At 34.8% G+C, this 23,780-nt stretch carries 20 protein-coding genes and 1 pseudogene; 14 read left to right on the top strand and 7 right to left on the bottom strand.

Annotated elements, in window-relative coordinates; genetic code table 11:
* Positions 1-74: 74 nt before the first annotated feature.
* Both xseB and xseA read right to left on the bottom strand, forming a co-directional pair.
* Complete coding sequence (gene xseB, locus ACG9ZL_RS11145; RefSeq protein ID WP_034615548.1) at positions 75-269, bottom strand: exodeoxyribonuclease VII small subunit; 195 nt, start codon at positions 267-269, stop codon at positions 75-77.
* Positions 262-1,524, bottom strand: coding sequence for an exodeoxyribonuclease VII large subunit (gene xseA, locus ACG9ZL_RS11150; protein WP_419327311.1), 1,263 nt, complete (start codon positions 1,522-1,524; stop codon positions 262-264). Before xseA ends, xseB begins: the two co-directional genes overlap by 8 nt.
* Before the next feature lie 493 nt (positions 1,525-2,017).
* On the opposite strand from xseA, the gene ACG9ZL_RS11155 reads away from it, so the two are divergent.
* Entirely contained in the window at positions 2,018-2,419 is a 402-nt protein-coding gene (locus ACG9ZL_RS11155) for a hypothetical protein (RefSeq protein ID WP_419327310.1), read from the top strand.
* A gap of 93 nt (positions 2,420-2,512) precedes the next feature.
* Here the strand turns inward: ACG9ZL_RS11155 and ACG9ZL_RS11160 are convergent, their stop codons facing one another.
* The gene (locus tag ACG9ZL_RS11160) at positions 2,513-2,977 is read right to left on the bottom strand and encodes a DoxX family protein (RefSeq protein WP_419327309.1); all 465 of its coding nucleotides are present in this window, start codon (positions 2,975-2,977) and stop codon (positions 2,513-2,515) included.
* Between the two features lie 210 nt (positions 2,978-3,187).
* On the opposite strand from ACG9ZL_RS11160, the gene ACG9ZL_RS11165 reads away from it, so the two are divergent.
* The 3 genes from ACG9ZL_RS11165 to ACG9ZL_RS11175 all read left to right on the top strand — a co-directional run bounded on the left by ACG9ZL_RS11165 (position 3,188) and on the right by ACG9ZL_RS11175 (position 5,803).
* Complete coding sequence (locus ACG9ZL_RS11165) at positions 3,188-3,313, top strand: hypothetical protein (RefSeq protein WP_004821939.1); 126 nt, start codon at positions 3,188-3,190, stop codon at positions 3,311-3,313.
* A gap of 566 nt (positions 3,314-3,879) precedes the next feature.
* Positions 3,880-4,260 carry an MliC family protein gene (locus tag ACG9ZL_RS11170; protein ID WP_336950909.1) on the top strand — a complete coding sequence of 127 codons (381 nt, stop codon included), beginning with the start codon at positions 3,880-3,882 and terminating at the stop codon, positions 4,258-4,260.
* 316 nt (positions 4,261-4,576) lie between these two features.
* The gene (locus ACG9ZL_RS11175; protein WP_419360025.1) at positions 4,577-5,803 is read left to right on the top strand and encodes an acetamidase/formamidase family protein; all 1,227 of its coding nucleotides are present in this window, start codon (positions 4,577-4,579) and stop codon (positions 5,801-5,803) included.
* Positions 5,804-6,062: 259 nt separating this feature from the next.
* Here the strand turns inward: ACG9ZL_RS11175 and ACG9ZL_RS11180 are convergent, their stop codons facing one another.
* The gene (locus tag ACG9ZL_RS11180) at positions 6,063-6,344 is read right to left on the bottom strand and encodes a hypothetical protein (RefSeq protein ID WP_336950911.1); all 282 of its coding nucleotides are present in this window, start codon (positions 6,342-6,344) and stop codon (positions 6,063-6,065) included.
* Positions 6,345-6,682: 338 nt separating this feature from the next.
* On the opposite strand from ACG9ZL_RS11180, the gene ACG9ZL_RS11185 reads away from it, so the two are divergent.
* The 5 genes and pseudogenes from ACG9ZL_RS11185 to ACG9ZL_RS11205 all read left to right on the top strand — a co-directional run bounded on the left by ACG9ZL_RS11185 (position 6,683) and on the right by ACG9ZL_RS11205 (position 10,168).
* On the top strand, positions 6,683-6,898 hold the full coding sequence (locus tag ACG9ZL_RS11185) for a hypothetical protein (RefSeq protein WP_336950913.1): 216 nt from the start codon (positions 6,683-6,685) through the stop codon (positions 6,896-6,898).
* Positions 6,899-7,029: 131 nt separating this feature from the next.
* Positions 7,030-7,963, top strand: a pseudogene (locus ACG9ZL_RS11190) (alpha/beta hydrolase).
* Positions 7,964-8,091: 128 nt separating this feature from the next.
* Positions 8,092-8,316, top strand: coding sequence for a hypothetical protein (locus ACG9ZL_RS11195; protein ID WP_004719860.1), 225 nt, complete (start codon positions 8,092-8,094; stop codon positions 8,314-8,316).
* Positions 8,317-9,227: 911 nt separating this feature from the next.
* Positions 9,228-9,572 carry a DMT family transporter gene (locus tag ACG9ZL_RS11200; RefSeq protein WP_336950915.1) on the top strand — a complete coding sequence of 115 codons (345 nt, stop codon included), beginning with the start codon at positions 9,228-9,230 and terminating at the stop codon, positions 9,570-9,572.
* A 29-nt stretch (positions 9,573-9,601) separates the two neighbouring features.
* On the top strand, positions 9,602-10,168 hold the full coding sequence (locus tag ACG9ZL_RS11205; protein ID WP_336950916.1) for a TetR/AcrR family transcriptional regulator: 567 nt from the start codon (positions 9,602-9,604) through the stop codon (positions 10,166-10,168).
* 126 nt (positions 10,169-10,294) lie between these two features.
* Here the strand turns inward: ACG9ZL_RS11205 and putA are convergent, their stop codons facing one another.
* Positions 10,295-14,050, bottom strand: coding sequence for a trifunctional transcriptional regulator/proline dehydrogenase/L-glutamate gamma-semialdehyde dehydrogenase (putA, locus tag ACG9ZL_RS11210; RefSeq protein WP_419360027.1), 3,756 nt, complete (start codon positions 14,048-14,050; stop codon positions 10,295-10,297).
* 120 nt (positions 14,051-14,170) lie between these two features.
* On the opposite strand from putA, the gene ACG9ZL_RS11215 reads away from it, so the two are divergent.
* On the top strand, positions 14,171-14,668 hold the full coding sequence (locus ACG9ZL_RS11215; protein ID WP_336950918.1) for an Lrp/AsnC ligand binding domain-containing protein: 498 nt from the start codon (positions 14,171-14,173) through the stop codon (positions 14,666-14,668).
* 50 nt (positions 14,669-14,718) lie between these two features.
* On the opposite strand, the gene putP is transcribed toward ACG9ZL_RS11215, so the two are convergent.
* A complete protein-coding gene (gene putP, locus ACG9ZL_RS11220; RefSeq protein ID WP_336950920.1) occupies positions 14,719-16,224 on the bottom strand; it encodes a sodium/proline symporter PutP in 1,506 nt (501 codons plus the stop codon).
* Between the two features lie 374 nt (positions 16,225-16,598).
* Here putP and aspA point away from each other — a divergent pair, with 374 nt between their 5' ends.
* Both aspA and ACG9ZL_RS11230 read left to right on the top strand, forming a co-directional pair.
* A complete protein-coding gene (aspA, locus tag ACG9ZL_RS11225; protein ID WP_419360029.1) occupies positions 16,599-18,050 on the top strand; it encodes an aspartate ammonia-lyase in 1,452 nt (483 codons plus the stop codon).
* A 144-nt stretch (positions 18,051-18,194) separates the two neighbouring features.
* Positions 18,195-19,196 carry a hypothetical protein gene (locus tag ACG9ZL_RS11230; RefSeq protein WP_336950922.1) on the top strand — a complete coding sequence of 334 codons (1,002 nt, stop codon included), beginning with the start codon at positions 18,195-18,197 and terminating at the stop codon, positions 19,194-19,196.
* A gap of 54 nt (positions 19,197-19,250) precedes the next feature.
* On the opposite strand, the gene ACG9ZL_RS11235 is transcribed toward ACG9ZL_RS11230, so the two are convergent.
* Positions 19,251-19,952, bottom strand: coding sequence for an SIR2 family NAD-dependent protein deacylase (locus tag ACG9ZL_RS11235; protein WP_336950923.1), 702 nt, complete (start codon positions 19,950-19,952; stop codon positions 19,251-19,253).
* Between the two features lie 171 nt (positions 19,953-20,123).
* Here ACG9ZL_RS11235 and ACG9ZL_RS11240 point away from each other — a divergent pair, with 171 nt between their 5' ends.
* Both ACG9ZL_RS11240 and ACG9ZL_RS11245 read left to right on the top strand, forming a co-directional pair.
* Positions 20,124-22,019: a cytoplasmic protein gene (locus ACG9ZL_RS11240; RefSeq protein ID WP_419360032.1), complete on the top strand. Its 1,896-nt coding sequence runs from the start codon at positions 20,124-20,126 to the stop codon at positions 22,017-22,019.
* Positions 22,016-23,701 (top strand): DUF4034 domain-containing protein, encoded by a 1,686-nt coding sequence (locus tag ACG9ZL_RS11245; protein ID WP_419360034.1) that lies wholly within the window; start codon positions 22,016-22,018, stop codon positions 23,699-23,701. The genes ACG9ZL_RS11240 and ACG9ZL_RS11245 overlap by 4 nt, the downstream gene beginning before the upstream one ends.
* The last annotated feature ends 79 nt before the right edge of the window (positions 23,702-23,780 follow it).

The raw sequence follows: 23,780 nt of genomic DNA on the forward strand, positions 1-23,780 counted from the left end.
AATGCTATTTCTCTTATTTTTATAGGGGAAATAGCATATTTATAAGTTCTTAAACATTCAGATTTATTATTTATCTATTCCTTAAAAGTCTCATTTAAAGCTTGTTGCACCGCATCTACACGTGACTTACAGGCTTTATATGCAGACATAGATTCTTCAACAATCTTCATTAAATTATCAATATCAGGTTCTTCTTGAGATTCTAATAATTCTGCATTTTTCTTTAGAACGTCATAACCTTCTTTAAACGTTAAATCTTGTTTAGCCATTGCTTAATACCTGTGTCACATTTGCGTTGATCGTGCCATCCAGTAACTCTACTTGGATGCGATCAGTTGAAATTTGTTGAATAGAACGAATGGCTTTACCATCACTACGGACAATAGCATAACCTTTGGCCATGACATGACGTGGATTTTGCAAAAGCGTTTCACGCATGAGTGATTCAACTTGATTGGATGCCAATTTAATCAGTTGCTGTGCCAAATACTGAACAGTACCTTTCATCAAATCTAAGCTTTTATTTGCCTCATTGATTTGCCCTTGAGAAAGCGTTTTAATGACTTTGATGTACTGATCATTCTGGCTTTGGTAAGCAGTGATTTGATGCTGAGATAACAGTTTAATCTTCTGTAGAGAATCTAGCACATCTTGGGTTCGCTCTACGATTAGATTTCGAATCCCTGCAATCACTTTACTCGGTGTATCAAAAGAACGGTTCGCTACTTCATCTAAAATGGTTCTATCTTTTTCATGGCCTATACCTACCCAGATTGGAACAGAGCGTTTGCAGAGTAGCGCAGCGAGATTGTAATCATTGAGATAGGCCAGATCATTGACTGCACCTCCACCACGAATAATCACAATAAGATCTGGTGGGGTGTTGAGGTCTTTCGCCCATTGTCGTAATCCATTTGCTAAAGCTTCAGAAATACTTGTAGCCGCAGTGTTCCCCTGAAACGTTGCCGTATGATAGACAAAATGACAAACGCCAGCTTGATCGAGAGCATCTGCATCTTTCTTAAAGTCACCCAAGCCAGCAGCATTTTCAGGAGCAATGACGAGCACATTTTCAATATCAAATGGGGTAGGCAGTAATTTATTTTTATTCAGTAAACCTTCGCTGGTCAGTCTCTCTAAAATTTGTTGATAACGCCGTGCAAGATCTCCTAAGGTATAACTTGAATCTATTGCTTCAATATTGACTGAAAAACCATATTGGGGATTAAATACAGCTTTCACTTTAATCAGTACATTGAGATCACGAGAGAGTTCAATGCCACTTTCACGCTCAAACTTTAACACCATTTTGGCAGCAGAGAATTTCCAGATTGTTGCCTTACAACTGGCAATGACTTTATCTGAATCTTCCTCCTTTTCTGCAAGTTCTAAGTAGTAGTGGCCGCCCTTGATGCTTAGATTTCTAATCTCAGCTTTTACCCATATTGGTTCATCAAAAGTTACACGTATAACTTCTTGAACAGTTGCAAGGTATTCGCTTAAGGAAAGCTGTAAGTCAGACATACAAAGGCAATTACGGTAAATTTATCTAAAATAGTATATAACATGGTGGCTCAAGGCGGTGAAGATATATTGATCTTATACATCGGGTATGGCATATTTTTATGATGTTGATGGGCGTTATCGACATCTACTTAAACCAAATTATTTTTTAGTCTTTAAAGTAAAAACACAAGTGAAATCATTAATATTTATTAGCTTTTTTATTGGTATTTTGTACCAGCTATGATTTATAAAGTAATCATGCGCATTGTATGGGATATGGAGCAGATGTCAGTAACGTTACATCAACAATGAGTGATTATGATCGCTTTAGATATCAGAGTCAGAATGGGATGAGTATGCTTAACAGTAATGCACTCTCACCGAAAATGCGAACCGATTGTTATAAAATTGACCCGAAACAAACCAAATAACTTCAAAGCTCATCAATAGATGGGCTTTAATTTTATGTAAACTAAACTTCTTTTATAGAGCATTCAAAAAATTATAAATTATGAAAAAAATCCTTTTTTTATTTATTTTATGGATATCACAGCTTTGTTATGCAGATCCAATAATGCCAATTTTTGATAAAAAATTAAATATAGAGAAATTCAAAGAACATTTTGATCGTGATCATACTCGGTATCCTGAAAATGATAAATTAATCGCAGAACGAGAAACAGCTTTGGATCAACCTAAATATAAAGTGATTGTGACGAGAATAATATTTGGTAGAGAATATGAGCTTCAAACTTATATCAAAATGATTGGTTATCACGACTGCGAAGCTAGAAAAATTTTCTTATATTCAGGATATTATGATTACAATGCAGATCTTACTGAAACTTATAGAACTGTGACTAAATTTCCACAGGGTAGTAAGTTGATTGAAGATGCTTGTTTAGATAAATAAATTTTAAAATTTCATTTAAAGATAAATTCTCATACATCATAATCAACTAATATATTATTTTAATAACCCATTTCCCCAAAAAGTGGGTAATTTCTAAAAGTATTTTTTGAAAAAAAGTTTATCTAGCGTGAAAGAATCTGGCTTGTTTGTAAAAATAAAAAGTAAAATGAAAATATAAAGCAAATCATGGGTATAAAAAAACCAGCTTATCCAAGTGATCAAATTAAGACCCGGTGGAATTGTATATATACCAACGGTTACGAGTGCTACAAAGCAAATAAAGAGCAATATAAGGCTGGTTAACTGAGTAAATAATCCTAGGGTTAGCAATAGCCCGAATGCAAATTCAAATAAAGAAACAATGATAGCTGTGACTTCTGGAAAAGGTATACCAGCAGAAACAATCGTTTCCAACATGATTTGTTGATTTTTCTCTACAAATAATTTGTTATAACCCGTTGTTAAGAAAAATAAACCGATTGAAACTCTGGTTAATATTAAGGCGAACTGACTAAATTTTGGCGAATTAAATGGATTTTTAAAGAGAAAACCAAGCATGTGTCTATAATTCTGAAAATTAAAAAATATCTTAATAATCTGAGTAAACTTTTTAAATGTAAGCATTGTTGGTGAGTGTATATAATTTGTCATTTATACAGATTTAAAATTTTGCAAGTCAGTTCGAAATGTTACCTAAGTTTCATAAAATACACATTATGAAGTTCATACTTTGATATGGTATATTTTTTAAGCAAAATTGAGCGAACTATGAAAATCTTTTCAATTTTAAGTTTAGCTATGCTGATCGGTTTAACAGCGTGTCAAAAAAGAGATACAGATACACAAAAGCAAGATCAAACAACAACGCCACATTCAGTGGATAAGGACAGTTAATCCAACGCCCACTGATACAGTGGGCTGATTGATATGATGCATTGGTCGAAATCGAAATCATGTTTATGATAAGACGCTTAAAGCGTTTTTTTATTGTAAAAATAAAGTCTTGTTTGAGATTAGACAAACATTTTATAGATAGATCTTTGATTCTTTAGGCTCGATTTCACAATTAAAAGATATCGAAAAGTGGGAGGATTATTAAATTATAAAGCAAAGTTTTATTTAGATATTTTATATCTAATTCATGTAATTTTTAGGCTTTCTCTATAAGAATTCATACTAGAGGTATAAGCTATGATAGCCGAGTAATTTTCTGTAATGATATAAAACTACCTCGTCCTAATCGGCAATGACAGCACTTGTCTGAGCTCAATACATCTTGCTAATTGATTAAAAAATAAATTTAAATATATAAATTAAAAGAAATTCAAGCTTAAAATGTATAGGGTTCTAAATGATTTTTATGATTTGTGTAGATAACAAGTAGTAATTCGCAATTAGTGGTTGGATTGCTCTAAAGCGCTATGTTAGAACTTAACTTCCATATTTATTCGAGATTAAACATGAAAAAATTATTATTAATTTCATCTTTTTTAGCTGTTGTTTTTGTTGCTGGGTGTAATGCAAAAGACAAAGATAAAGCGACATCTCCTGATAATGAGGTAAGTAGCAGCGCAGTTGCTGTTGATACAAATGAGTCAGCTGAAAAAACGGTAAAGTATGAAACAGCTGATAAGAAACAATTTACGCTGAAGACCAGTGATAATTTTGTTACAGCAACATTAACTGATAATGATGGAAATAATTACTCCTTGAAAGAGGTTCCTGCTGGAAGTGGTATGCGTCTTGAGGGGGAAAATGGTGTTTCAATTCATTCTAAAGGCGATGAAGGAACCATTGAACTTGCAAAAGATAAATCTTTTACAGTGAAAGAAGTAAAATAGAGTTGTAACTTCAACAGCCTCACCATCTGGTGGGGTTTTTTATTGTCAATCAATAATGAAATTAATATGGTATGTTCAAGTGATTTGTAGAAAGTAGAGTGCAAACCATAATTTAGAATAGACATCTTTAAAATTCAATTGAAATAAGATATTTAAGCATACTTCCTCATTTATGCACTTGATTAGAACGCACAGATGAAAATAATTAGCGCACTTTTCATTGAAATGCTTAAATTAATGTAATTTTACCGTGGCATGAAATTTGCTGAAACTCCTTTGCAATATTTTTATTTTTCAATTGTTAAAGGTATTTTTTATGTTTAAGCAGACGGTTCTTTCACTGTTTATTTGCAGTGCTATCAGTACTTCAGCAGTTAATGCTGAAAGTTTTAATGTCCTTAAGCAATTATCCAACAAGCCTGTTCAATTAAAAGACGGTGAATACAAAGGTAATTATTATGTACCATCAACTTTAAACACGATTACTTGGGGTTACTTACCGAATAAAGAAGCAAAGCCAGTGATAACTGTTCCATCGGGAAGTGTTGTGACTTTCGATACAGTTTCACATGAGGGGTTACTTGAAGATCAAGGACGAGATGCAGAAAAATTCTTTAAATCCAAAGGGGTACAGGATGAATATATTTTAGATGAAGCAAAAAATATTACCAAATCTTCGCTAAAACATGATTTTCATAAAGATGGTCCTCATATTGTGACTGGTCCAATAGCAATTCAAGGTGCGCAACCAGGTGATATTTTAAAAGTAGAAGTCATTAAAGTAGAGCCTCGTGTTCCATATGGCGTCATTTCGAATCGTCATGGTAAAGGTGCATTAGTGGGTGAGTATCCTAAAAGACCACAACAAGAAAATGCTTCGGCTGAACATCCTGAGCGATATGGGAATGTTTCAGTATTTACTCCAATAGAAAAAAATGCAAAGGGTGAATATGAGGGGGTATTAAAAACAGAATCGGGTAAATCGATTCGTTTCCCACTGAGCCCCTTCATGGGGATCATGGGAGTCGCGCCGAATACATCAGAACCAGTGCATTCAGTTCCACCCGCGATGTATGGTGGCAATATTGATATAAATGAGTTAGGTGCTGGATCAACTGCATATTACCCAGTACAAGTGCCAGGTGCATTGTTTTATACAGGTGATAGTCATTTTGCCCAAGGTGATGGCGAAGTTGCTTTAACTGCATTAGAAGCCTCAGCAAGAGCAACACTCAAGTTCACTTTATTAAAAACAGGCAAAGATAAAATCCCAGGTAAAGAAATCGTACAGCCATTAGCCGAAAATGCTGAATTTTGGATCACACCCGGATTAGATCAAGATTTAGATGAAGCAATGAAAAAATCTACACGTGAAGCGATCCGTTTTTTAAACCAAGAATATGGTATTGATGAAGCGATTGCTTATGCCTACCTCAGTGCTGCTACTGATTTTGAAGTATCGCAAGTGGTAGATAAGACCAAGGGAATTCATGCCAAAATACGTAAAGCTGACTTTAAAGAGTTTGTTGAAGACCATAAATAAAATTAAAGCTGCTTAATTAAATATCCTTGAAAGTACCGCCGTGATGTAATTTCAAGGATTTATGATTAGATCTAAAATAATATATAATCCATAAAACGATAATTTAAACGTTATGCATTCATTTCCTTCAATTCAATCATTTATGCTTTGAAACTACATTTTATTGTGATTCTGACTCTCAACAGGAAAGGCATGACTTTTGAAACATGATCAATCGGGTTGGTTTAAACTTTGGTCATGTCCATTCAGTACGCAAAATTTAAACATGAATCATACTTTTACTATTTATATCCTCTATCCAGTCATTTAAATCTAAATCATTGGTAAAAGAATGTTCACCATCGATCTTAAAGACTAACAATGAGTCATGAATACTAATAATATTCGCTAAATGCTGGCGAATGATGTTGGCTTCATAAGTTGTATTGATCAGCCAAGTGGTAGGATTTACTCGAATTGAAGCATCATAGTCACAAATGAGCTTATGCATTTCATCAAAATGGTGTGCCTGTGATGAATTTAAAATAATCAAATAATTCATATTAACAACCTCCATAAAAGAGATTTAGATAAAATAACTTTTATTATGAAATGTGATAAGTATCACGATTTTTTCAATCTAACATCAAAGTATTTTGATCAGGTGAAAAAATGTCGGACAATCTAAAGCTGATTTTTGATGATGTGTTAAATTTTTTTATTGTATTGTTCAAGAAAATTATTAGTGGATATTCCTTTTGTTACATAATAAATAATCAAAAATTTTAAATACTGGCTAAATTGAAGTATGATTAAGTTTAAAATATTTAAATAATAAGCTCATCAAAAGATGGGCTTTTTTGTCTTACTCTCTCTGTGTTATAAAGTTTGAGGCTTAAAATGCTGGTTAAAATAGAAGATGGTTTTTACCTAAATTCACTGCATATTATCGCGATACATGTTTCTAAAAATATGATTACGCAGAATTTTTCTATAAATATAGAATATACCCCGCACAATCAAAATGCCAATGGCCTATATCATAAAATGTGTCAAACCAAAGCTGAAGCGGATTTATTTTTGCAAAGTCTACATCAACAAATCGCGCAAATATAAATTAAAATTTTTAGTTGTTTTTAGCATTGAAATTAAAAGTAAAAGACTTCATTTTTTAGACTATGTTTGGGTCAAAATTGAAGTTATCGATAATGTGAAAATCACAATGATCGAACATTTTTAAGATCAAAATGTGTAAACTGAAAATTCTTATTTGTTTAATTTCACTATTCACATTATCAGCTTGCCAAAATATGCAAAAAAATAACAAAATCCTTGCTAAGGTGATTGATACTTGAACACTATTTGATAGATAAACATGCACCAAAGAATGTCATTGTTAGAAATAACATTCGTTAACAAGAACAGCTAAAACTCAGTTTAGATCTCTAGCAGTCAAAAGATATTCAACACCTTGATAAAACGTCCAAGCGTGATTTGGATTCATGGTGGTGGTTGGATTTCAGGTGCTAAAGATAATGCTAAAGGATATTTTAAGCTGCTTGCAGCATAAAGTTATAATGTTGTTTTGGAGCGATAGCAATTTGCAGCACAAGCAACTTATCCAACGCAATTGTATCAAATCAATATCGCACTGCAATTTATCCAGCAAAATGCAAAAAAACCATATAAATGCAGATCAATTATTTTTAGCAGGGGATTCAGCTGGGATTAATTCAGCCAGTCCTTATGTAGTGCTTCTCACGAGCCCTAATATCTCCATGCAATCTGGATTTATAGCTACGATAGAAGCTTCACAACTTAAGGAATTGATCTTGTAATGTGGGATCTATGATATGAATGCTTTTATCCATACAGCACCAGATGAAATCAAACTGATTGAGTGAGGGTAAATAAGCTTGTCCAAGTTTATATAGCTAATCAAAAAGATAATCCTGAATATTTAAAACTTTGATCACCTCTACAGCTTTTTACCAAAAACTATCCGCCTGTTTTTTTATCAGTGGGGGAAATAAAGATTTTTTGACTGATACGAAATCCATTCCTTTTGTAAAAGCTTTGCAAGAAAAGCAAAATTCTCGTTCAAGCTATTTCCTACCCCGAATCAAAAGAATGGTTGGTCCATGAGTATCGATTTTCTTAGGTAAAAAAGCGAGTCAATAAATATTTAATCAAACTATTATGTTTTTGAAGAAAAATGTTGCTGCAAAATAAACTCAAAAAATAATGATTTAAACGGTATTGTCATAAAAGCATGTTATAAAAAATGAAATTGTAGCGAGAAATGAAAAATGGAAATTAGTGTAAAGCAAATCAACAAGCGTATAGATGAATTTCAAGAATCTAGTAAAAAAGCATCAACTTTAGAAATTGGCTATAAAACTTATGCGAAGTTAATGAATGAAGATAAATTTGCAGATGCACTGAAAAAAGATCCAAATAACACAATGGTCCGCTACTACAAAGATATAAAAATTAAATTGGTCACAGAAAAACATCATTTTGAGGTGAAGTAAGTTTTTTACTGAAAAGAATAATAAAATTATCATTTATTAAAAAATTTACAACTCAAGGAATGAGTGTGAATTTTTTATCATATTGCATGAGAAAAGTAATATATCTTTAGAGCCCTTACTTGATCCAGCAGGGATCACTCTTTGCTTTTAAAAATCTAAATTTATCACATTTAGAATATTGACATCCGCGACCATTGTTAAACACAACTTGTAACACTTTTTTATTAATTCTTCATTTTTTATCCACTTTTTTTGGATGATGTATCTAAATATTTCTTTTTTTTGATTTTTTTACCATGCGGTTAATGCATTAATAATATTATTTATTAAGAAAAACTAATGAGTTTGAATATTTTTTAAACAGCAGGGTACTGCAATAATTATTGTGATATAGGTATCAAAACCTGCATAATAACTGAATAAAAACAAATATGTGAGAATATTTATCATTTATAATAAATCTTTTTAATATCTATTGATGCCGTAAAAGTAGCCAGTTAGACTTATTTTTAAGTGTTTTTTAATTTAATTAGGCTTAATTATCTTACAAATTGTGACAAAATATATTAAAATAAATACTGGTTTATTTTGTGACGAAAAATAATGGAAATTTTAAACTTTATAAAGAGTTTCAACACGGTAAACACGTATTTAATTTTGGCGATAATTGCCTTGTTGTTTATAATTTCATTTTTCTACTTTATTCATCCAACCTGATTAGGTGGGAAATTGAAAAAAAGAGGTGAGTATCATATTGATAACTCACCTTTTTTTATAAAACTAGTTTTTATCAAAGTGATGTTGCTTTTTTCTTCATAAAATTTAATGGCTGAGATTACAAATAGCTAAAGATTGTATTGTAAATTGAATTTATATAACATACCAACCAACTGGTATCTTTTGATGAATTTATGAATTCTATACTTTTTGCCTATAGTTTATTGGCTATCGCTATCCTCGCTGAAGTAACTGGTTCAACTTTCTTAGTGAAATCCCAAGGCTTCACAAAGTTAGTCCCAAGTTTACTGGTGGTGTTTTTTTATGTGATTTCTTTCTATTTACTTTCTCAAGTGATTAAAACAATTCCATTAGGTATTGCTTATGCAATTTGGGCTGGTGTTGGTATTATTCTCACTGCTTTGGTGGGTTACTTCATTTTCAAACAAAGCTTAGACTTTGCTGCAATTGCAGGTATTGGATTAATTATTTCAGGTGTATTGGTGATTAATTTATTTTCAACATCAGCAGGACATTGATAAAAGCACGAAGCGGGTAAGATTTGAGTATGGATAAAATTGTTGGAAATGCTTATCAACGTAAAAAAGATCCTGAAGGTGTTAAAAAATTAATTTTAGCCAACACGATGAATTTAGTTGCTGAACACGGTGTAAATGGTGTGTCGATTCAAAGTATTGCAACTCATTCAGGTGTAACTAAAGGTGGTATATTTCATCATTTTGCCAATAAACAAGTTTTAATTGAGGCAATGTTGGAAGAGTTAATCCAACAATTGGACCAGCAAGTCAGCCTAGCAATTGAAAAAGATCCAGTCACTTATGGCTGCTTTACTCGCGCATATATTGATGTCACCTTAAGTTCTTCATTTGGAGTCAACACTATATGGAGTGCTTTAAGCATGACATTGATGACAGATAAATCTTACAGTGAGAAGTGGGATCAATGGCTAACACGACGGTTATCTCAACATGCTGAAACTGATTATTCTGTCACATTAAAAATATTACGTTATGCTGCCGATGGGGTCTGGTTTGTAGAAAGTCTATCCCCAAAAATACAGGATAATTATGAGAAAATTAAACAGGAATTATTGTTAAGGAGTTATCCTGAATAGTGATTCATTTGCTCAGATTTTTAAGCAAAATCAATATCTACAAACTAAAATAAAAATTCTAAAAAAAACCAAGCCAATTGATTTTGGCTTGGAATGGAAAAATTATTTAAATCATTGCTTTATGGTTTATTCACTCCCTAAAGTCATTAAACTTGCATTTCCGCCTGCAGCCGCAGTATTGATACTGATCGCACGCTCAATGAGTAATGGTGCAAGTGGAACAATTGTATTGGAATCCGTTAAGTGAGTTATGCCGACAATTGCACCTTGACGTTGCGCAATCTGGGTCTGTAATTCTTTTAGACCCGCACCTTGATGTAAAACTGCATCAAATTCTCCAGCAACAACATCCTTGATCATCGAAAATTTTTGTTGCAATACTTTTGGCATCGCTTGAATCATTTTTAAAGCAATCGCATCATCACTTAAAATACAGACTTGCGTATTGAGAGACAAAATTGCATTAAATTGATTCAGCAAAGCCTGTTCTTGCTCTGCGATTGCCAATATCCGATGACGTGATACAACATGATATTGATTCAATTCACCTGTTGGGCCCGGGAGCTCATATAAGGCAATCGGTGATTGATACTGATGCAAAGTCCATTGTGAATAATGCTGTTTTGCCCAAGTGTGAAATTCTCTTTGAATCTCAGATGGTTTTAGATTGAGCTGTTCAGAGATATTTTTTACAGTACCAAAAGGATGCTTTGGTAGGGCTGTATGCTGCATTAATTTATATAAATAAATCGGACCGCCAGCTTTAGGCCCTGTTCCTGATAAGCCTTCACCACCGAAAGGTTGTACGCCAACAACAGCCCCTACAATATTACGGTTAATATATAAGTTACCCACTTCCGCATGTTCAATGGTAGTTTGAATAGTTTCATCGATACGTGTATGTAAACCCATGGTTAAACCATATCCTTTTGCATTGATATGTTCTAACAATTGCTTTAATTCACCATATTTATAGGTAATGACATGCAATACAGGTCCAAAAACTTCACGTTTTAAATCATTAAGATTTGGAAGTTCAATCACCGTCGGAACAATAAATGTGCCTGCATTTAAATCAGATGTTGGTGTTTCATAAGCAAGTTGATGTATTGCATAACCCTTGCTACGCATCATTTCGATATGCTTTTCAATATTCTGTTGCGCTTCAGAATCAATCACTGGACCTATATCTGTTTTAAGCAAAATAGGTTGCCCAATGTTGAGCTGTTGCATGGCGCCTTTAAGCATCTTAATTAAGGTTGCTGCATTGTCTTCTTGAACGCACAATACACGCAGGGCAGAACAACGTTGACCAGCACTATCAAATGCTGAGTTTACTGCATCGATTACGACTTGTTCTGTCAGTGCAGAAGAATCTACGATCATCGCATTTTGACCACCTGTTTCAGCAATTAGCGGAATCGGTTGACCTGTTGGACTCAGACGTTGTGCTACGGTTTTTTGTAAAATCTTAGCAACTTCAGTGGAACCTGTGAACATAATGCCTTGAATACGCTCATCTTGGCTGAGTTTTGCTCCAACTGTTTCACCACGACCAGGAAGTAATTGTACAACTGATTTTGGAACTCCTGCTTCCCATAAGATTTGAATTGCTTGTGCTGCAATTAATGGGGTTTGTTCAGCAGGTTTAGCAATTACGGTATTTCCTGCAACAAGTGCTGCCGAAATTTGTCCAGTAAAAATTGCAAGTGGGAAGTTCCAAGGGCTGATGCATAAAATTGTACCCAGTGGGCTGAGTGTCCCATTTTCCTCAATGCTTTGCATTTGTGCTGCATAGTATCTGAGGAAATCAACAGCTTCACGTACTTCAGCAATACCATTACTATAGGTTTTACCACTTTCACGGCATAGTAAAACCATTAGCTCCTGAATACGCGACTCCATAATCGAAGCAGCTTTGAGCAATAACTCTGCACGAAAATCTTGAGATGCATTTTTCCAATTTTCAAAAGCTTGATGAGCGTTATCTAAGGCCAAATCCACTTGTGTTGTTTCTGCTTCGATCACATAACCAACTAGATCTGCATGATCAGCTGGATTACGGATTTCTTGCGAATTTATTTCTGATAAATCTCGTAAATCAAGCTGATCGACAAGGCTATAACTGTTCCATTGGTGTTTTAAATAGTACTGAACAGTTTGATTTAAATCCTTTAATTTACTGTCATCGGCTAGGTCTAAACCTTGAGAGTTTTGGCGTATGCCTTGATATAAATTATGAGGAAGTGGAATAGCAGGGTGTTTTAGCCCAATTGCATGTTCTTTTTCTGCAGTATGTAAAATCTCTTGAACTGGGTTTTCAATCAAGTCTGCAATTTTAATATTTTTATCAGCAATACGGTTAACAAATGAGGTATTAGCACCATTTTCCAATAAACGTCGAACTAGATAGGCCAATAAGGTTTCGTGATTACCGACAGGCGCATAAATACGACATGGAATCCCTAATTTTTGATCTGAAACCTTGCCTACTACTTGTTCATAGAGTGGTTCACCCATGCCATGTAAGCATTGGAATTCGTATTGACCAAGATAATATTTTTGTGGATCTGCTAACTCATAAATTGTGGCAAGCGTTTGTGCATTATGTGTCGCAAATTGCGGATACACTTGATCAGGTGCAGCCAATAATTTTTTTGCACAAGCAATATAAGACAAATCTGTATGCACTTTACGGGTAAACACTGGATAGTCAGACATACCGTCAATTTGTGCTTTTTTGATTTCACTGTCCCAGTAAGCACCTTTGACCAGACGAATCATTAAACGTTTTTGACTGCGTTTTGCCAGATCAATAATATAATCCACCACATAGAAACAACGCTTTTGATAGGCTTGGATCACAAAGCCAATACCTTTCCAGTTTGCTAGTTGTGGCTCAAAGCATAAACGCTCAAGTAATTCTAAAGACAGCTCTAACCGATCCGCTTCTTCTGCATCAATATTGAGGCCAATATCATAAGTCTTTGCTAAAAGTGCTAAATTTAAAATACGAGGATAAAGTTCATGATGCACACGTTCGGTTTGAGAACGTTGATAACGTGGATGTAAAGCCGAAAGTTTAATAGAAATTCCTGGACCAGTATAAACATCTTTACCTTCAGACGCTTTACCTATGGCATGAATCGCTTGTGTATAGTCTTCGAAATAGCGATCTGCATCGTGTTCAGTCAGTGCAGCTTCACCAAGCATGTCATAAGAATAACGGAAACCTTTGTCTTCAAGGGTTTTGGCATTGTCCAAAGCCTCTTCGATGGTTTCACCAGTAACAAATTGCTCACCCATCATACGCATTGCTGCATCAACTGCTTTACGGATGATGCCTTTACCTGTACGTGCTAAAAGCGAAGTGAGGATCCCAGAAAGGCTAGTCTGTTTAGGTGTTTCCATCAGTTTGCCAGTCAGCATGAGTCCCCATGCAGCAGCATTGACAAACATGAGATTACTTTGGCCTAAATGATCTTTCCAGTTACCTTGATTAATTTTATCGCGAATCAATAAGTCTCGGGTCGCACTATCAGGAATACGCAATAAGGCTTCAGCTAGGCACATCAATGCAATGCCTTCTTGTGAAGACAATGAAAATTCTTGTAGCAGTCCTTGTACAATCCCTGCTTTGCCTGATGAACTTTTACGGTCACGTAAGCTATGCGCTAAATTAAATGCAATGTCATAGATTTTCTGATTCATCTCTTCAGAAATTTGACTGTGCTCAAGTAAGTTTTCAACACATTCCGACTCAGCAAGACGCCATGCATGATTGATTTTTTCTTCAAAATCAGTTTTGTCTTTAAATTCGGTAATGTAATCCAAACTTGGCAGTAGGTTTGCGTTTAAAACTTGAGGTGAATCCATATTCATTGTCAACGTCCTGTGACTAGCAAATATTTTTGTTGAGCAGATGGGTTTATATAATTTATGATTACAGAATATTTAGTGAATAACTCACTATAATTTGAATAATATTTAGAGAATTATTCTATGGAAAGCGCTTATTTAAACTTGGATCGTATAGATATTCGAATTTTGGATATTTTGCAAAAAGATGGGAAAATTTCCAATATTAAGCTGGCTGAAAAAGTCAATTTATCGCCTACAGCTGCGCTTGCTCGAGTACAGAAATTGACAGGAGAAGGGTTTATTTTAGGCTATGAAGCAAAACTAAATCCAAAAATGTTAGGCGCTAATTTTGTTGTATTTGTTGAGATTCTTTTAGATAAAACCACACCCAATGCTTTAGATGCGTTTTCAGATGCAATCGTACAATATCCAGAAATTATGGCATGTCATATGATCAGTGGTGGTTTTGATTTTTTGGTAAAGATTCGATGTGCTGATATGGAAGAGTTTCGTCGTATTTCAGGGCAGGTGCTATGGCAATTGCCTGGGGTAAAAGAAACGCGTAGTTATCCAGTAATGGAAGTGATTAAAGACAGCTCACAATTACATTTAAATTTTAAAGCGAAAGTAAAGAAATAGAAAAGGGGCATGAATGCCCCAACTCTAATGATTTATTCAAGCACATGAATTTACATGTTTTTCATTTCACGATTATAAATTTGTTCAGCATTTTCAAAACGATCAATCACATCTTTTTCAGGCGCTTTGTCCATTAAACTGACCACAATGATACTGATGAAAGACAGGATAAAGCCTGGAACGATTTCATATAAACCGGTATGTACCATCGTGTTTTTCCAAACAATTACTGTTGCAGCACCGACAATGATACCGATTATTGCACCATTCAAAGTCATACGTTTCCAGAACACAGACAATAAAATAAGTGGACCAAATGCTGCACCAAAACCAGCCCATGCATAAGCGACTAAACCAAGTACCTTACTTTCTGGGTTAAATGCCAAAATGATAGCCAGTACTGAAATAGCTAAAACCATTAAACGACCGACCCAAACCAACTCATTTTGTGAGGCTTTTTTGCGAAGAAAAGATTTATATAAATCTTCAGTCAAGGTGCTTGAGCATACCAAAAGCTGACAGCTTAATGTACTCATTACAGCAGCTAAAATAGCGGCTAAAACAACACCTGCAACCCATGGATTAAATAAAATTTTGGTCAATTCCATAAACACTGTTTCTGGATTTTTTGCCACAATTGCAGCAGACGGAATGTCCGGATGTGCTTGGAAATAAGCAATACCAACATAACCGACAGCAACAGCACCTGCTAAACATAGAATCATCCACGCCATACCAATACGACGAGCATTGGGAATAGTTTTCACTGAATCTGCTGCCATAAAACGGACTAGAATATGTGGTTGTCCAAAATAGCCTAAGCCCCATGCCATTGATGAAATGATGGCGATAAAACTAACTCCTTGGAACATATTTGCGGCATGGGGGCGTGCGGTTTCAATCAATTGATTGACATGTTGTAAATCACCAACTGCCAAGAAAGTCATAATTGGCGCCAAAAGCAATGCAAAAATCATCAAGCCCGCTTGAAATGTATCCGTCCAACTGATCGCAAGGAAGCCACCGATACACACATAGCTGATGGTTGCAATCGCACTGACCCAAAGAGCAGTGGTGTAGTTCATAGCAAAAATACTTTCAAATAAACGTGCACCTGCCACCATGCCTGAAGCACAGTAAATACCAAAGAAGATTAAAATGACCAGTGCAGAAATGATACGTATCACTTTCTTTTTATCACCAAAACGGCTGGTGAAATAATCTGGTAATGTTAATGCATTATTTTGTATTTCAGTATGGACACGTAAACGGCCTGCGACCAAGTACCAATTGAGCCAAGCACCAATAATAAGCCCGATTGCGATCCATGATTCAGATAATCCAGTCAGGTAAATTGCACCCGGTAGTCCCATGAGTAGCCAACCACTCATATCCGATGCACCCGCTGAAAGTGCGGTGACAAAACTCCCTAAACTTCGACCTCCCAAAATATAATCTGAGAAATCGGTGGTTTTTCTATAGGCATATAAGCCAATACAAACCATTGCAATAATATAAAAGATAAACGTTACAACTGTGGGGTTGAGTGAGTCCATATTTAATTCAGTCCTTGTGGAGTAAATCTCCAAGTTTTATTTTTTATCGCATAAGTTTCACGAGCGAATTCTTTCACACAACTAAAAAATATCGCTGTGATTTTTATAAGGTGATTGTGCAAGATTTATGTATCCGATTGTAACTTTAGATACAAATGCAAATAATCAGCAATTTATATCTAAAAAATTCTACTGGGAGTGTTTAAGTGACTGTGGGATTATACTTTACGTAAAGTTACATTGTTAACATTTAATTGATAGTTCCATAAAATTGTTTATCGAAATGACATCTTTTGCTAGTACAAAAGCAGATGAGAAGGAATATTATTATCACTGCACAACTATAGTGCATAAATACATAATGAGCAGATCACATGGAAACGGTTCAACTTGAAGTTACAAGAATAGAAAAAGATTTGTTAGGAAGTAAAGAAGTTCCTATAAACAGTTATTATGGCATTCACACAATCCGAGCTTTAGAAAATTTTAATATTTCTAAACATACCGTTGGAGAGCAAAACTTTTTTATTCGTGCTTTGGCTCAGGTCAAAAAGGCCTCGGCACAAACTAATTTGCAATTTAATACGATCTCTGAAGAAATCAGTGTAGCAATTCAAAAAGCCAGTGATGAACTGATTGAAAATCCGCAAAATTGGAAAGATGAATTTCCAACAGATGTATACCAAGGTGGCGCGGGTACATCGATTAATATGAATACCAATGAAGTTATTGCCAATATTGCGTTAGAGTCTTTAGGTTATGCGAAAGGACGTTATGACATCATCCATCCAAATGACCATGTTAATAAATCTCAATCGACCAATGATGTCTATCCCACAGCATTACGTTTAGCAACTTACTATTCACTGGATTTGTTATTTGAAAAAATCAATAACTTGATTAGTTCACTGACATTGAAATCTGCTGAGTTTCAATATGTGTTAAAAATGGGACGAACACAGTTACAAGATGCTGTCCCAATGACATTAGGGCAAGAGTTTCATGCCTTTGCTACATTACTCAAAGAAGATGTTCGTTTAATTAAAAAAACCCGTGAACTTTTATTAGAAATTAATTTAGGCGCTACTGCGATTGGTACAGGCGTAAATACGCCTCATGGTTATGCTACCCAGGTCAATGAAAATTTAAAAGCCTTAACAGGATTAAACTTAAGTGGTGCAGAAGATTATGTTGAAGCGACCAGTGATTGCGGTGTATTTATTATCCTTTCAAGCACCTTAAAACGTTTGGCTGTAAAACTCTCTAAAATTTGTAATGACTTACGTCTATTAAGTTCTGGCCCAAGAACAGGTTTATGGGAAATTCGCTTACCTGAATTACAAGCTGGTTCATCGATCATGCCAGCGAAAGTCAATCCAGTGATTCCCGAGGTGGTCAATCAAATTGCATTTAAAGTGATTGGTAATGATTTAACCATTACCTTTGCAGCAGAAGCAGGCCAATTACAGTTAAATGTTATGGAACCTGTGATTGCACTTACCATGAATGAGTCAATTGAGTTACTAATCCATGCAATCCAAACCTTGGATGAGAAGTGTATTCAAGGTGTGGTTGCCAATGAAAAAACCTGTTTTGATGCTGTGATGCGTAGTGTCGGAATAATTACCTTACTTGATCCAATTTTAGGTCATGCGAAGTGTGATGAAATTGGGAAGCAATGTATTGCTGAAAATAAAACCATTCAAGAGGTTGTACTTGAACAAGGTTTATTGAGCCAAGAACGTCTAGATGAAATTTTCTCTTTTGAAAATATGATTGCAGAAATTGCAGTACAGCCATATGAAGAAATCGGTAAAGCAGGCTAATTGTTTGAATTACGGCTATTGATCCGTGTAAAAAAGATCTGATAGATACAGCATTTGGGTGCTGTATTTTTATGCATGGTAAAAAAAGTAAAGTTTCTTTATAATTCAACAAAATTTAAAATCACCAACAAAAGTCAATAATCTATGAATAATAAACATTTAATTCTCGCCTTAAGCTTGGTACTTCTTTCTGGATGCGCGAAAAAATCGGAACAAGCTGCTGAAACTTCAGCAGCTGCTCAAGATGCACAAGTCGTTGCTCAGGATGCTGTTCAAGCGGCTGATGCCGCAGAAAAAAGTACTGAGCAAGCTAGTGAAAATTCTGTTGATACTACACCTCTGACTGAACAAAAACCTGAAACTATTTTAAGTACCGATGTCAGCCAAGCAGAAAAAGCACGTCGTATGGTGCGAGAAGCACAGGTTAATTTCACAGCCAAAGATGTGGTGAAAACTGCTTTAGAAATTGATAAGCTCACTTTTCAAGCGGGTGGCTTTATAGAGCAGAAAAATATCAGTTTTGATGTACTCGATGTAAAAACACAAAAAATTGCGGATGGTAAAATCCGAGTTTTTGAAAAAGTTGATCCGCATGCTGAGATCATTGTCAGAGTACCGAGTGATAAAGCTGCGATATATGTCAATCAGTTATTGCCATTGATGTACTTTTTAAATCAACAACAATATTCTGCTAAGCGTTTTGAGTTAAAGCTTTTAGAAGAAAAAATTGGACAAACTCAAAGCGTTCCAAGTGATACCAAACCATCACAGCTGAATGAAATTTCCCGTTTAACCCAACTTGAAGTTCAAGATCGTGTGCGTTTTAGCACGATTAGTATTGCCATTAAGCAACCTGCGATGGTGAGAGAAAGTCTGGATGTTGATGTTGCTGCTGTGGCACGCTTAAACGGTGATAGTTTTTGGAAGCGTGCTTGGGAAGGTGTTCAATATGGCTGGCAATTTATTTTGGATTTATTGGTTATTTTAGTCACCATTTGGCCTCTTTATTTACTGGTATTTATTGGCTTGATTATTTATCGAGTGATTAAACCTGTAATGAATAAATTATTTAATGATTCATCATCGACTAAAGCGCCTAAAGATGTAACAAAAGATCAGATGAATTCTACAGATGAAAATGAATAATTTTGCTTAGTGCTATGCTGTAATTTTTAAAACCAGTGCAATTGCACTGGTTTTTTAATGTGTTGTCAGTTTTTCAAAAAGCTGTTGCATCCCTTCAGTCGCACTCATTTTTAAACATTGATATTGTTGGGGAACACGCTCATAACTGGCTTGTGGATCAATATAATATGCATCACAGTGTTCTGGAATCTCGTGTATCAAACTTGCCACAGGGTAAACGGTTAATGTGGAGCCGATAACAATAAAAATATCAGCATCACGGATTATCTGTACTGCTTCTTCATAAGCAGGAACTGCTTCACCAAACCAAACCACATGGGGGCGAAGTGGATATCCTTCAGGACATTTATGTTGTTCTAGATCCAATTGCCAACCATCTATAGGATAAAACTGAGTTGTGTACTGCGAATTGGGTTTAGAACTTTTAGCAAGGCGAATATTGCCATGTAAATGAATAACTTGTTGGCTTCCAGCACGTTCATGAAGATCATCAATATTTTGAGTAATTACAATGACATCAAAATGTTGTTCGAATTGAGCAATGATATTGTGTGCTTGATTAGGGTGGGCTTGGAGAATATGTTGACGTCGTTCATTATAAAAACGTTGCACCAATGCAGGATTACGCTCCCAAGCTTCAGGTGTAGCCACCTCTTGAATATCATAATTCTCCCATAAGCCATTACTATCTCGGAAAGTGCTGATTCCACTTTCCGCACTCATTCCCGCACCTGAGAAAACTACAATTTTTTTCATAGGATAAACAATTAAAATTTTTAAAATGCTAACATAAATATTGTGAAATATGACTGAAACGTTTTTTATTGGAATTAATTTGTTATAAAATAATAGTCAGTCATACTTCGATCATTTCGAATATTTTTTATAAAAATCAAATGTACTAGAAATAAGTTAAATTGGAACAGCATGGAAACACGTGATATTGTCAATGCCCCTGAAGTAAAAAAGACAATTGTAGAGCGTAGTCAACGCCGGAAAGATGATCCAGAAATTACCCAATGGTTTGAAAAGAAATTCTTTGAATATGTGATTAAACAATTTAATCCAGTTTTTCATGTAAATTCGGTCTCTGCTTGGAAAATTTGTCAACTTCCGCAGCCCATTCCTACATGGTTTTTGAACAAGCTTGAACAACAGCCAGAACATCAGATGTTGTATGTTGATCCTTTACATGAACAGATTTTGGAGCTGGAAAAGCCCATTTTAGAGTTTTTTAATTCGCGTTTAAAAAGCAATTTAAAAGGCAAATTCATGAAAATGACCTATGAGCAAGTGTTAGAAGCTTGGCATAAAGATCATGAAGCAATGAAAAAGCGTTTAGAAAAAGGGCAATGGGACAGCAGTGAGCAGGCAATTGATGAAGTTTTAACTGTAAATACAGGCAAGTTTATTGAAATTACGGCAACAGGAATGTTGTTACGTAAGGAAATGGCATTTGAATCACGTTATATGCAGCACTGTTTAGGGCAGTTTAGCAACCTGATTGAATTGAAAGATGGCTATGGTGAATACTATGTGACGCAAAAAGAGCAGGGGATATTTCGTTATTTTAGCTTAAGGGATTCAAGCAATAAGCCCCATGTAACCATCAGTTTAGAATGGGATGGTGAAGCCTGGTGTATTGAGCAGATTAAGGGTAAGCAGAATCAAGCACCAGTTAAAAAATATGCAGATGATGTCTTATTATTTTTAAATCATATTCAACCAAATAATAATCACAATCCTGATTGTTTAAGCATGGGAATCGTCTATCAACCTGAGATAAATGAAGATTTAACCAATCATGTCAATCAAGCCTTATATTTCTATTTTAATGAATTAGATGATCCTTGTAAAATTGAAACGCTGTTGATGAAAAATCATCATCTATTGGAACAATATGATCATCAAACCAATGTGATTCAGCATCTTTTACTGGGACTAAATCGTCCAGAACATATCAGGCACCCATCAGAAAAATATATAGAAGAAATCCTTGCTTATACAAATCAAAAGCAAACTGAGAAAAAATTTGATTTAAAGGTTGAGTTAAGTCAAGCAAAGTCAAAGAAATCGCTGTGGAGCGTGATCTTTAAGCCTTATTTCTGGTTGCTTCAGACTTTATATGGTTTAAGCAAGATTCCATTGCTTGGTTGGATGATTAAAATTATCGTCTATATCATTGCTTTGCCTTGGATGCTGTTAAATTTAAAGCAGGACAATCGTAAGCAATGGATGCTTGCAACTGGTGATCTGATTTATTTTCGTAATCATATTCAATGGTATCAAGTGGATAGCTTAACGTTAGCGCATTTTGAACAGCATCCAGAAATATATAAAAACCATTTAAATCAATTGTTAAATATCAAACAGAAAAAAGCAGGTTCTAAAGAGAAACAGATTCGTTATTTTTTAAATCAATATTTTCAAATCGCTCAATTAGAAAATCTTTATTCAAGTAGTGAATTTGGTACTGCAAGTTATTTAAGAGATATTTTGGTGTTTAGCCATATTCAAAAAATATTTACTATACGGTTATTGGTGCAGTTCTATGAATTACAGGAATATGATGCATGGCAATACATTGTTGCTTCATCGAATATTATTCAAGACTGTTGTTCTAGCTGGCAGGATATGGGCGAGAAATATGTCGCAGGGCGTGAGCTGTATTTGATGTTTAAACATTCAGATTTTGAAAATTATGATCGCTCTGCAAAGCAAGACTTACACTTATATCAATCCATATATCCCAATAATTGGTCACTTTATTCATGGAATATTGATTTATTCTCAACCCATAATAAAAACAAAGTAGCTGAATGATGATTAAATCTGAATATACCCATGAAGTATTTCGTAAAGATATCCATTGTCCGCAAGGTTTATTGGAAAGTAAAAACTATGCAGAATTGGAAGATTTTTTCAATGTGTTATGGCAAAGTCGAAGTCATAAATCGCCGCAGCTTTGGGAAAATGAATGGTTTGATCAGCCCAAACAAATGTTTAAGGACATATTCTTAAATCATGGCGTAACTGCATTAAAACATATCAATGAATGGCATTTGGCTTTTCCAGAAAGTTTTTTTCCTTATATTGTTCGTGTGCGTTATTGGGCTTTTTGGGCAGCGGAATATCGTGGGCAAGAATGGTCAAGCAATGTTACAGATGAAATGTGGGATTGTGCAAGAGAGGCGCAAAAGCAGTTGTATGCTTCCGCAATGCAAGCTTTTGCATTTAGTTCGGATACATGGACAATTGCGCTGCATCTATTAAATTCGGCAGTTCACTTGGATGAACCCGAGTGGTTTTCTGAGTGGATGCTTAGGCGTCGATATCCTTCAAATTTAGTGCATAAAATAAATGCTTCAGCCCAAGCAATGGCGCAGAAAAGTGGCTTAAATCAAGATTTAAAAATTGATCTACCCCAAGATGTACCTCAACTTTTACTAAAATATCTAAATTTGAAAGAAGAAATTGATTTACCTCAAGCTGATGCTGCTTTTTGGTTAAAAATATTTATTGAAGAATCAGGTTTTGGCTTGCTTGCGGTAAGAGATTATTGTTGGTATCTATTGCCAAGATGGGGACACGATCATCAGGCCATTATTGATTTTGCTCAGTCGGATTGGTGTCAACATTTTAGTGAAATCGAAAAAAGTGAATTAAATTATATCGTATGGTTTGATACGCTTGATACGAGTTTTGATAAAGATCAAACACTTGAAATAAAAAAATATATCCAAAAAGCCCAAGCAATCTTAAAACGCCCCTTAACGGAACGTAATCGAGCAGTTATCTTTTTAAAATTGGCGTATTTTTATTATCTGTTAGATGAAAGTGATCCAAGAATTTTATCTTGTTATCAAAACGCCGCAGATTATCCTGTATTTGATGAGTATGATCTTGATCGTGCAACTTATTTTTGGCGACATAATGCTCAAGATTCAGATTTTTTAGGCCGAATAGCGTTGTCCAATCGGAAGCATCTTGCCAGTGCTGCGGTTCTTTATGGTTTTCTATGTCAACATGGTTGGTCAAGTGTTGAAAAAAATCCATTGGTTGCTCAATCTTGGTATGAACAGGCAAAATTATTGGAAGCACCAAAAGCTTATCCTGAAGGGCGTTACTGTTGTTTTTTTCGTGTCGCAAACAACTTTGATGATGATCACGGATATATTTTTATTATAGATTTATTACATCAAGGTGCAGATTTAGGCTTTGTGTATTGTTGCTTTAGTGCTGGTTATATTCACTCTTTGGCTGAACATGCCTTATATGATGTGAAACAAGAACTGTATTATGCAAAAAAAGCAGCAGATCAAGGTCATTATATTGCCATGTATAATATGGGTATACATTATCTAAATTTAAGTATGGATGAAAATCAATCTCAACCTAAAGAATATTTAAAAAAGAGTTTAGGGTATTTTGAACAGAGCCGATTAGGTTTAGAAAAGTCGCAACAAGACCATCGTTATATTAATTCTGGGCGAATTCAAACATGAGGTGCGACAGTTTGAAAAGTCTTATGATAATCAACAAGCTGAGCAAATTTCTCTAATGGTGTAAGCCAATCTAACGCTT

This window comes from Acinetobacter legionensis (assembly GCF_048551735.1).
In the GTDB taxonomy this organism is placed as follows: domain Bacteria; phylum Pseudomonadota; class Gammaproteobacteria; order Pseudomonadales; family Moraxellaceae; genus Acinetobacter.

What these genes read in the sequence shown, in the direction of transcription:
- ACG9ZL_RS11215 (WP_336950918.1), top strand. Translation starts at nt 14,171, where the DNA reads ATGGAAAGCGCTTATTTAAACTTGGATCGTATAGATATTCGAATTTTG.
- ACG9ZL_RS11235 (WP_336950923.1), bottom strand. Translation starts at nt 19,952, where the DNA reads ATGAAAAAAATTGTAGTTTTCTCAGGTGCGGGAATGAGTGCGGAAAGT.
- ACG9ZL_RS11195 (WP_004719860.1), top strand. Translation starts at nt 8,092, where the DNA reads ATGGAAATTAGTGTAAAGCAAATCAACAAGCGTATAGATGAATTTCAA.
- ACG9ZL_RS11155 (WP_419327310.1), top strand. Translation starts at nt 2,018, where the DNA reads ATGAAAAAAATCCTTTTTTTATTTATTTTATGGATATCACAGCTTTGT.
- ACG9ZL_RS11185 (WP_336950913.1), top strand. Translation starts at nt 6,683, where the DNA reads ATGCTGGTTAAAATAGAAGATGGTTTTTACCTAAATTCACTGCATATT.
- putA (WP_419360027.1), bottom strand. Translation starts at nt 14,050, where the DNA reads ATGAATATGGATTCACCTCAAGTTTTAAACGCAAACCTACTGCCAAGT.
- ACG9ZL_RS11240 (WP_419360032.1), top strand. Translation starts at nt 20,124, where the DNA reads ATGGAAACACGTGATATTGTCAATGCCCCTGAAGTAAAAAAGACAATT.
- ACG9ZL_RS11160 (WP_419327309.1), bottom strand. Translation starts at nt 2,977, where the DNA reads ATGCTTGGTTTTCTCTTTAAAAATCCATTTAATTCGCCAAAATTTAGT.
- aspA (WP_419360029.1), top strand. Translation starts at nt 16,599, where the DNA reads ATGGAAACGGTTCAACTTGAAGTTACAAGAATAGAAAAAGATTTGTTA.
- ACG9ZL_RS11180 (WP_336950911.1), bottom strand. Translation starts at nt 6,344, where the DNA reads ATGAATTATTTGATTATTTTAAATTCATCACAGGCACACCATTTTGAT.
- ACG9ZL_RS11170 (WP_336950909.1), top strand. Translation starts at nt 3,880, where the DNA reads ATGAAAAAATTATTATTAATTTCATCTTTTTTAGCTGTTGTTTTTGTT.
- xseA (WP_419327311.1), bottom strand. Translation starts at nt 1,524, where the DNA reads ATGTCTGACTTACAGCTTTCCTTAAGCGAATACCTTGCAACTGTTCAA.
- ACG9ZL_RS11245 (WP_419360034.1), top strand. Translation starts at nt 22,016, where the DNA reads ATGATGATTAAATCTGAATATACCCATGAAGTATTTCGTAAAGATATC.
- ACG9ZL_RS11230 (WP_336950922.1), top strand. Translation starts at nt 18,195, where the DNA reads ATGAATAATAAACATTTAATTCTCGCCTTAAGCTTGGTACTTCTTTCT.
- ACG9ZL_RS11165 (WP_004821939.1), top strand. Translation starts at nt 3,188, where the DNA reads ATGAAAATCTTTTCAATTTTAAGTTTAGCTATGCTGATCGGTTTAACA.
- ACG9ZL_RS11205 (WP_336950916.1), top strand. Translation starts at nt 9,602, where the DNA reads ATGGATAAAATTGTTGGAAATGCTTATCAACGTAAAAAAGATCCTGAA.
- xseB (WP_034615548.1), bottom strand. Translation starts at nt 269, where the DNA reads ATGGCTAAACAAGATTTAACGTTTAAAGAAGGTTATGACGTTCTAAAG.
- ACG9ZL_RS11200 (WP_336950915.1), top strand. Translation starts at nt 9,228, where the DNA reads ATGAATTCTATACTTTTTGCCTATAGTTTATTGGCTATCGCTATCCTC.
- ACG9ZL_RS11175 (WP_419360025.1), top strand. Translation starts at nt 4,577, where the DNA reads ATGTTTAAGCAGACGGTTCTTTCACTGTTTATTTGCAGTGCTATCAGT.
- putP (WP_336950920.1), bottom strand. Translation starts at nt 16,224, where the DNA reads ATGGACTCACTCAACCCCACAGTTGTAACGTTTATCTTTTATATTATT.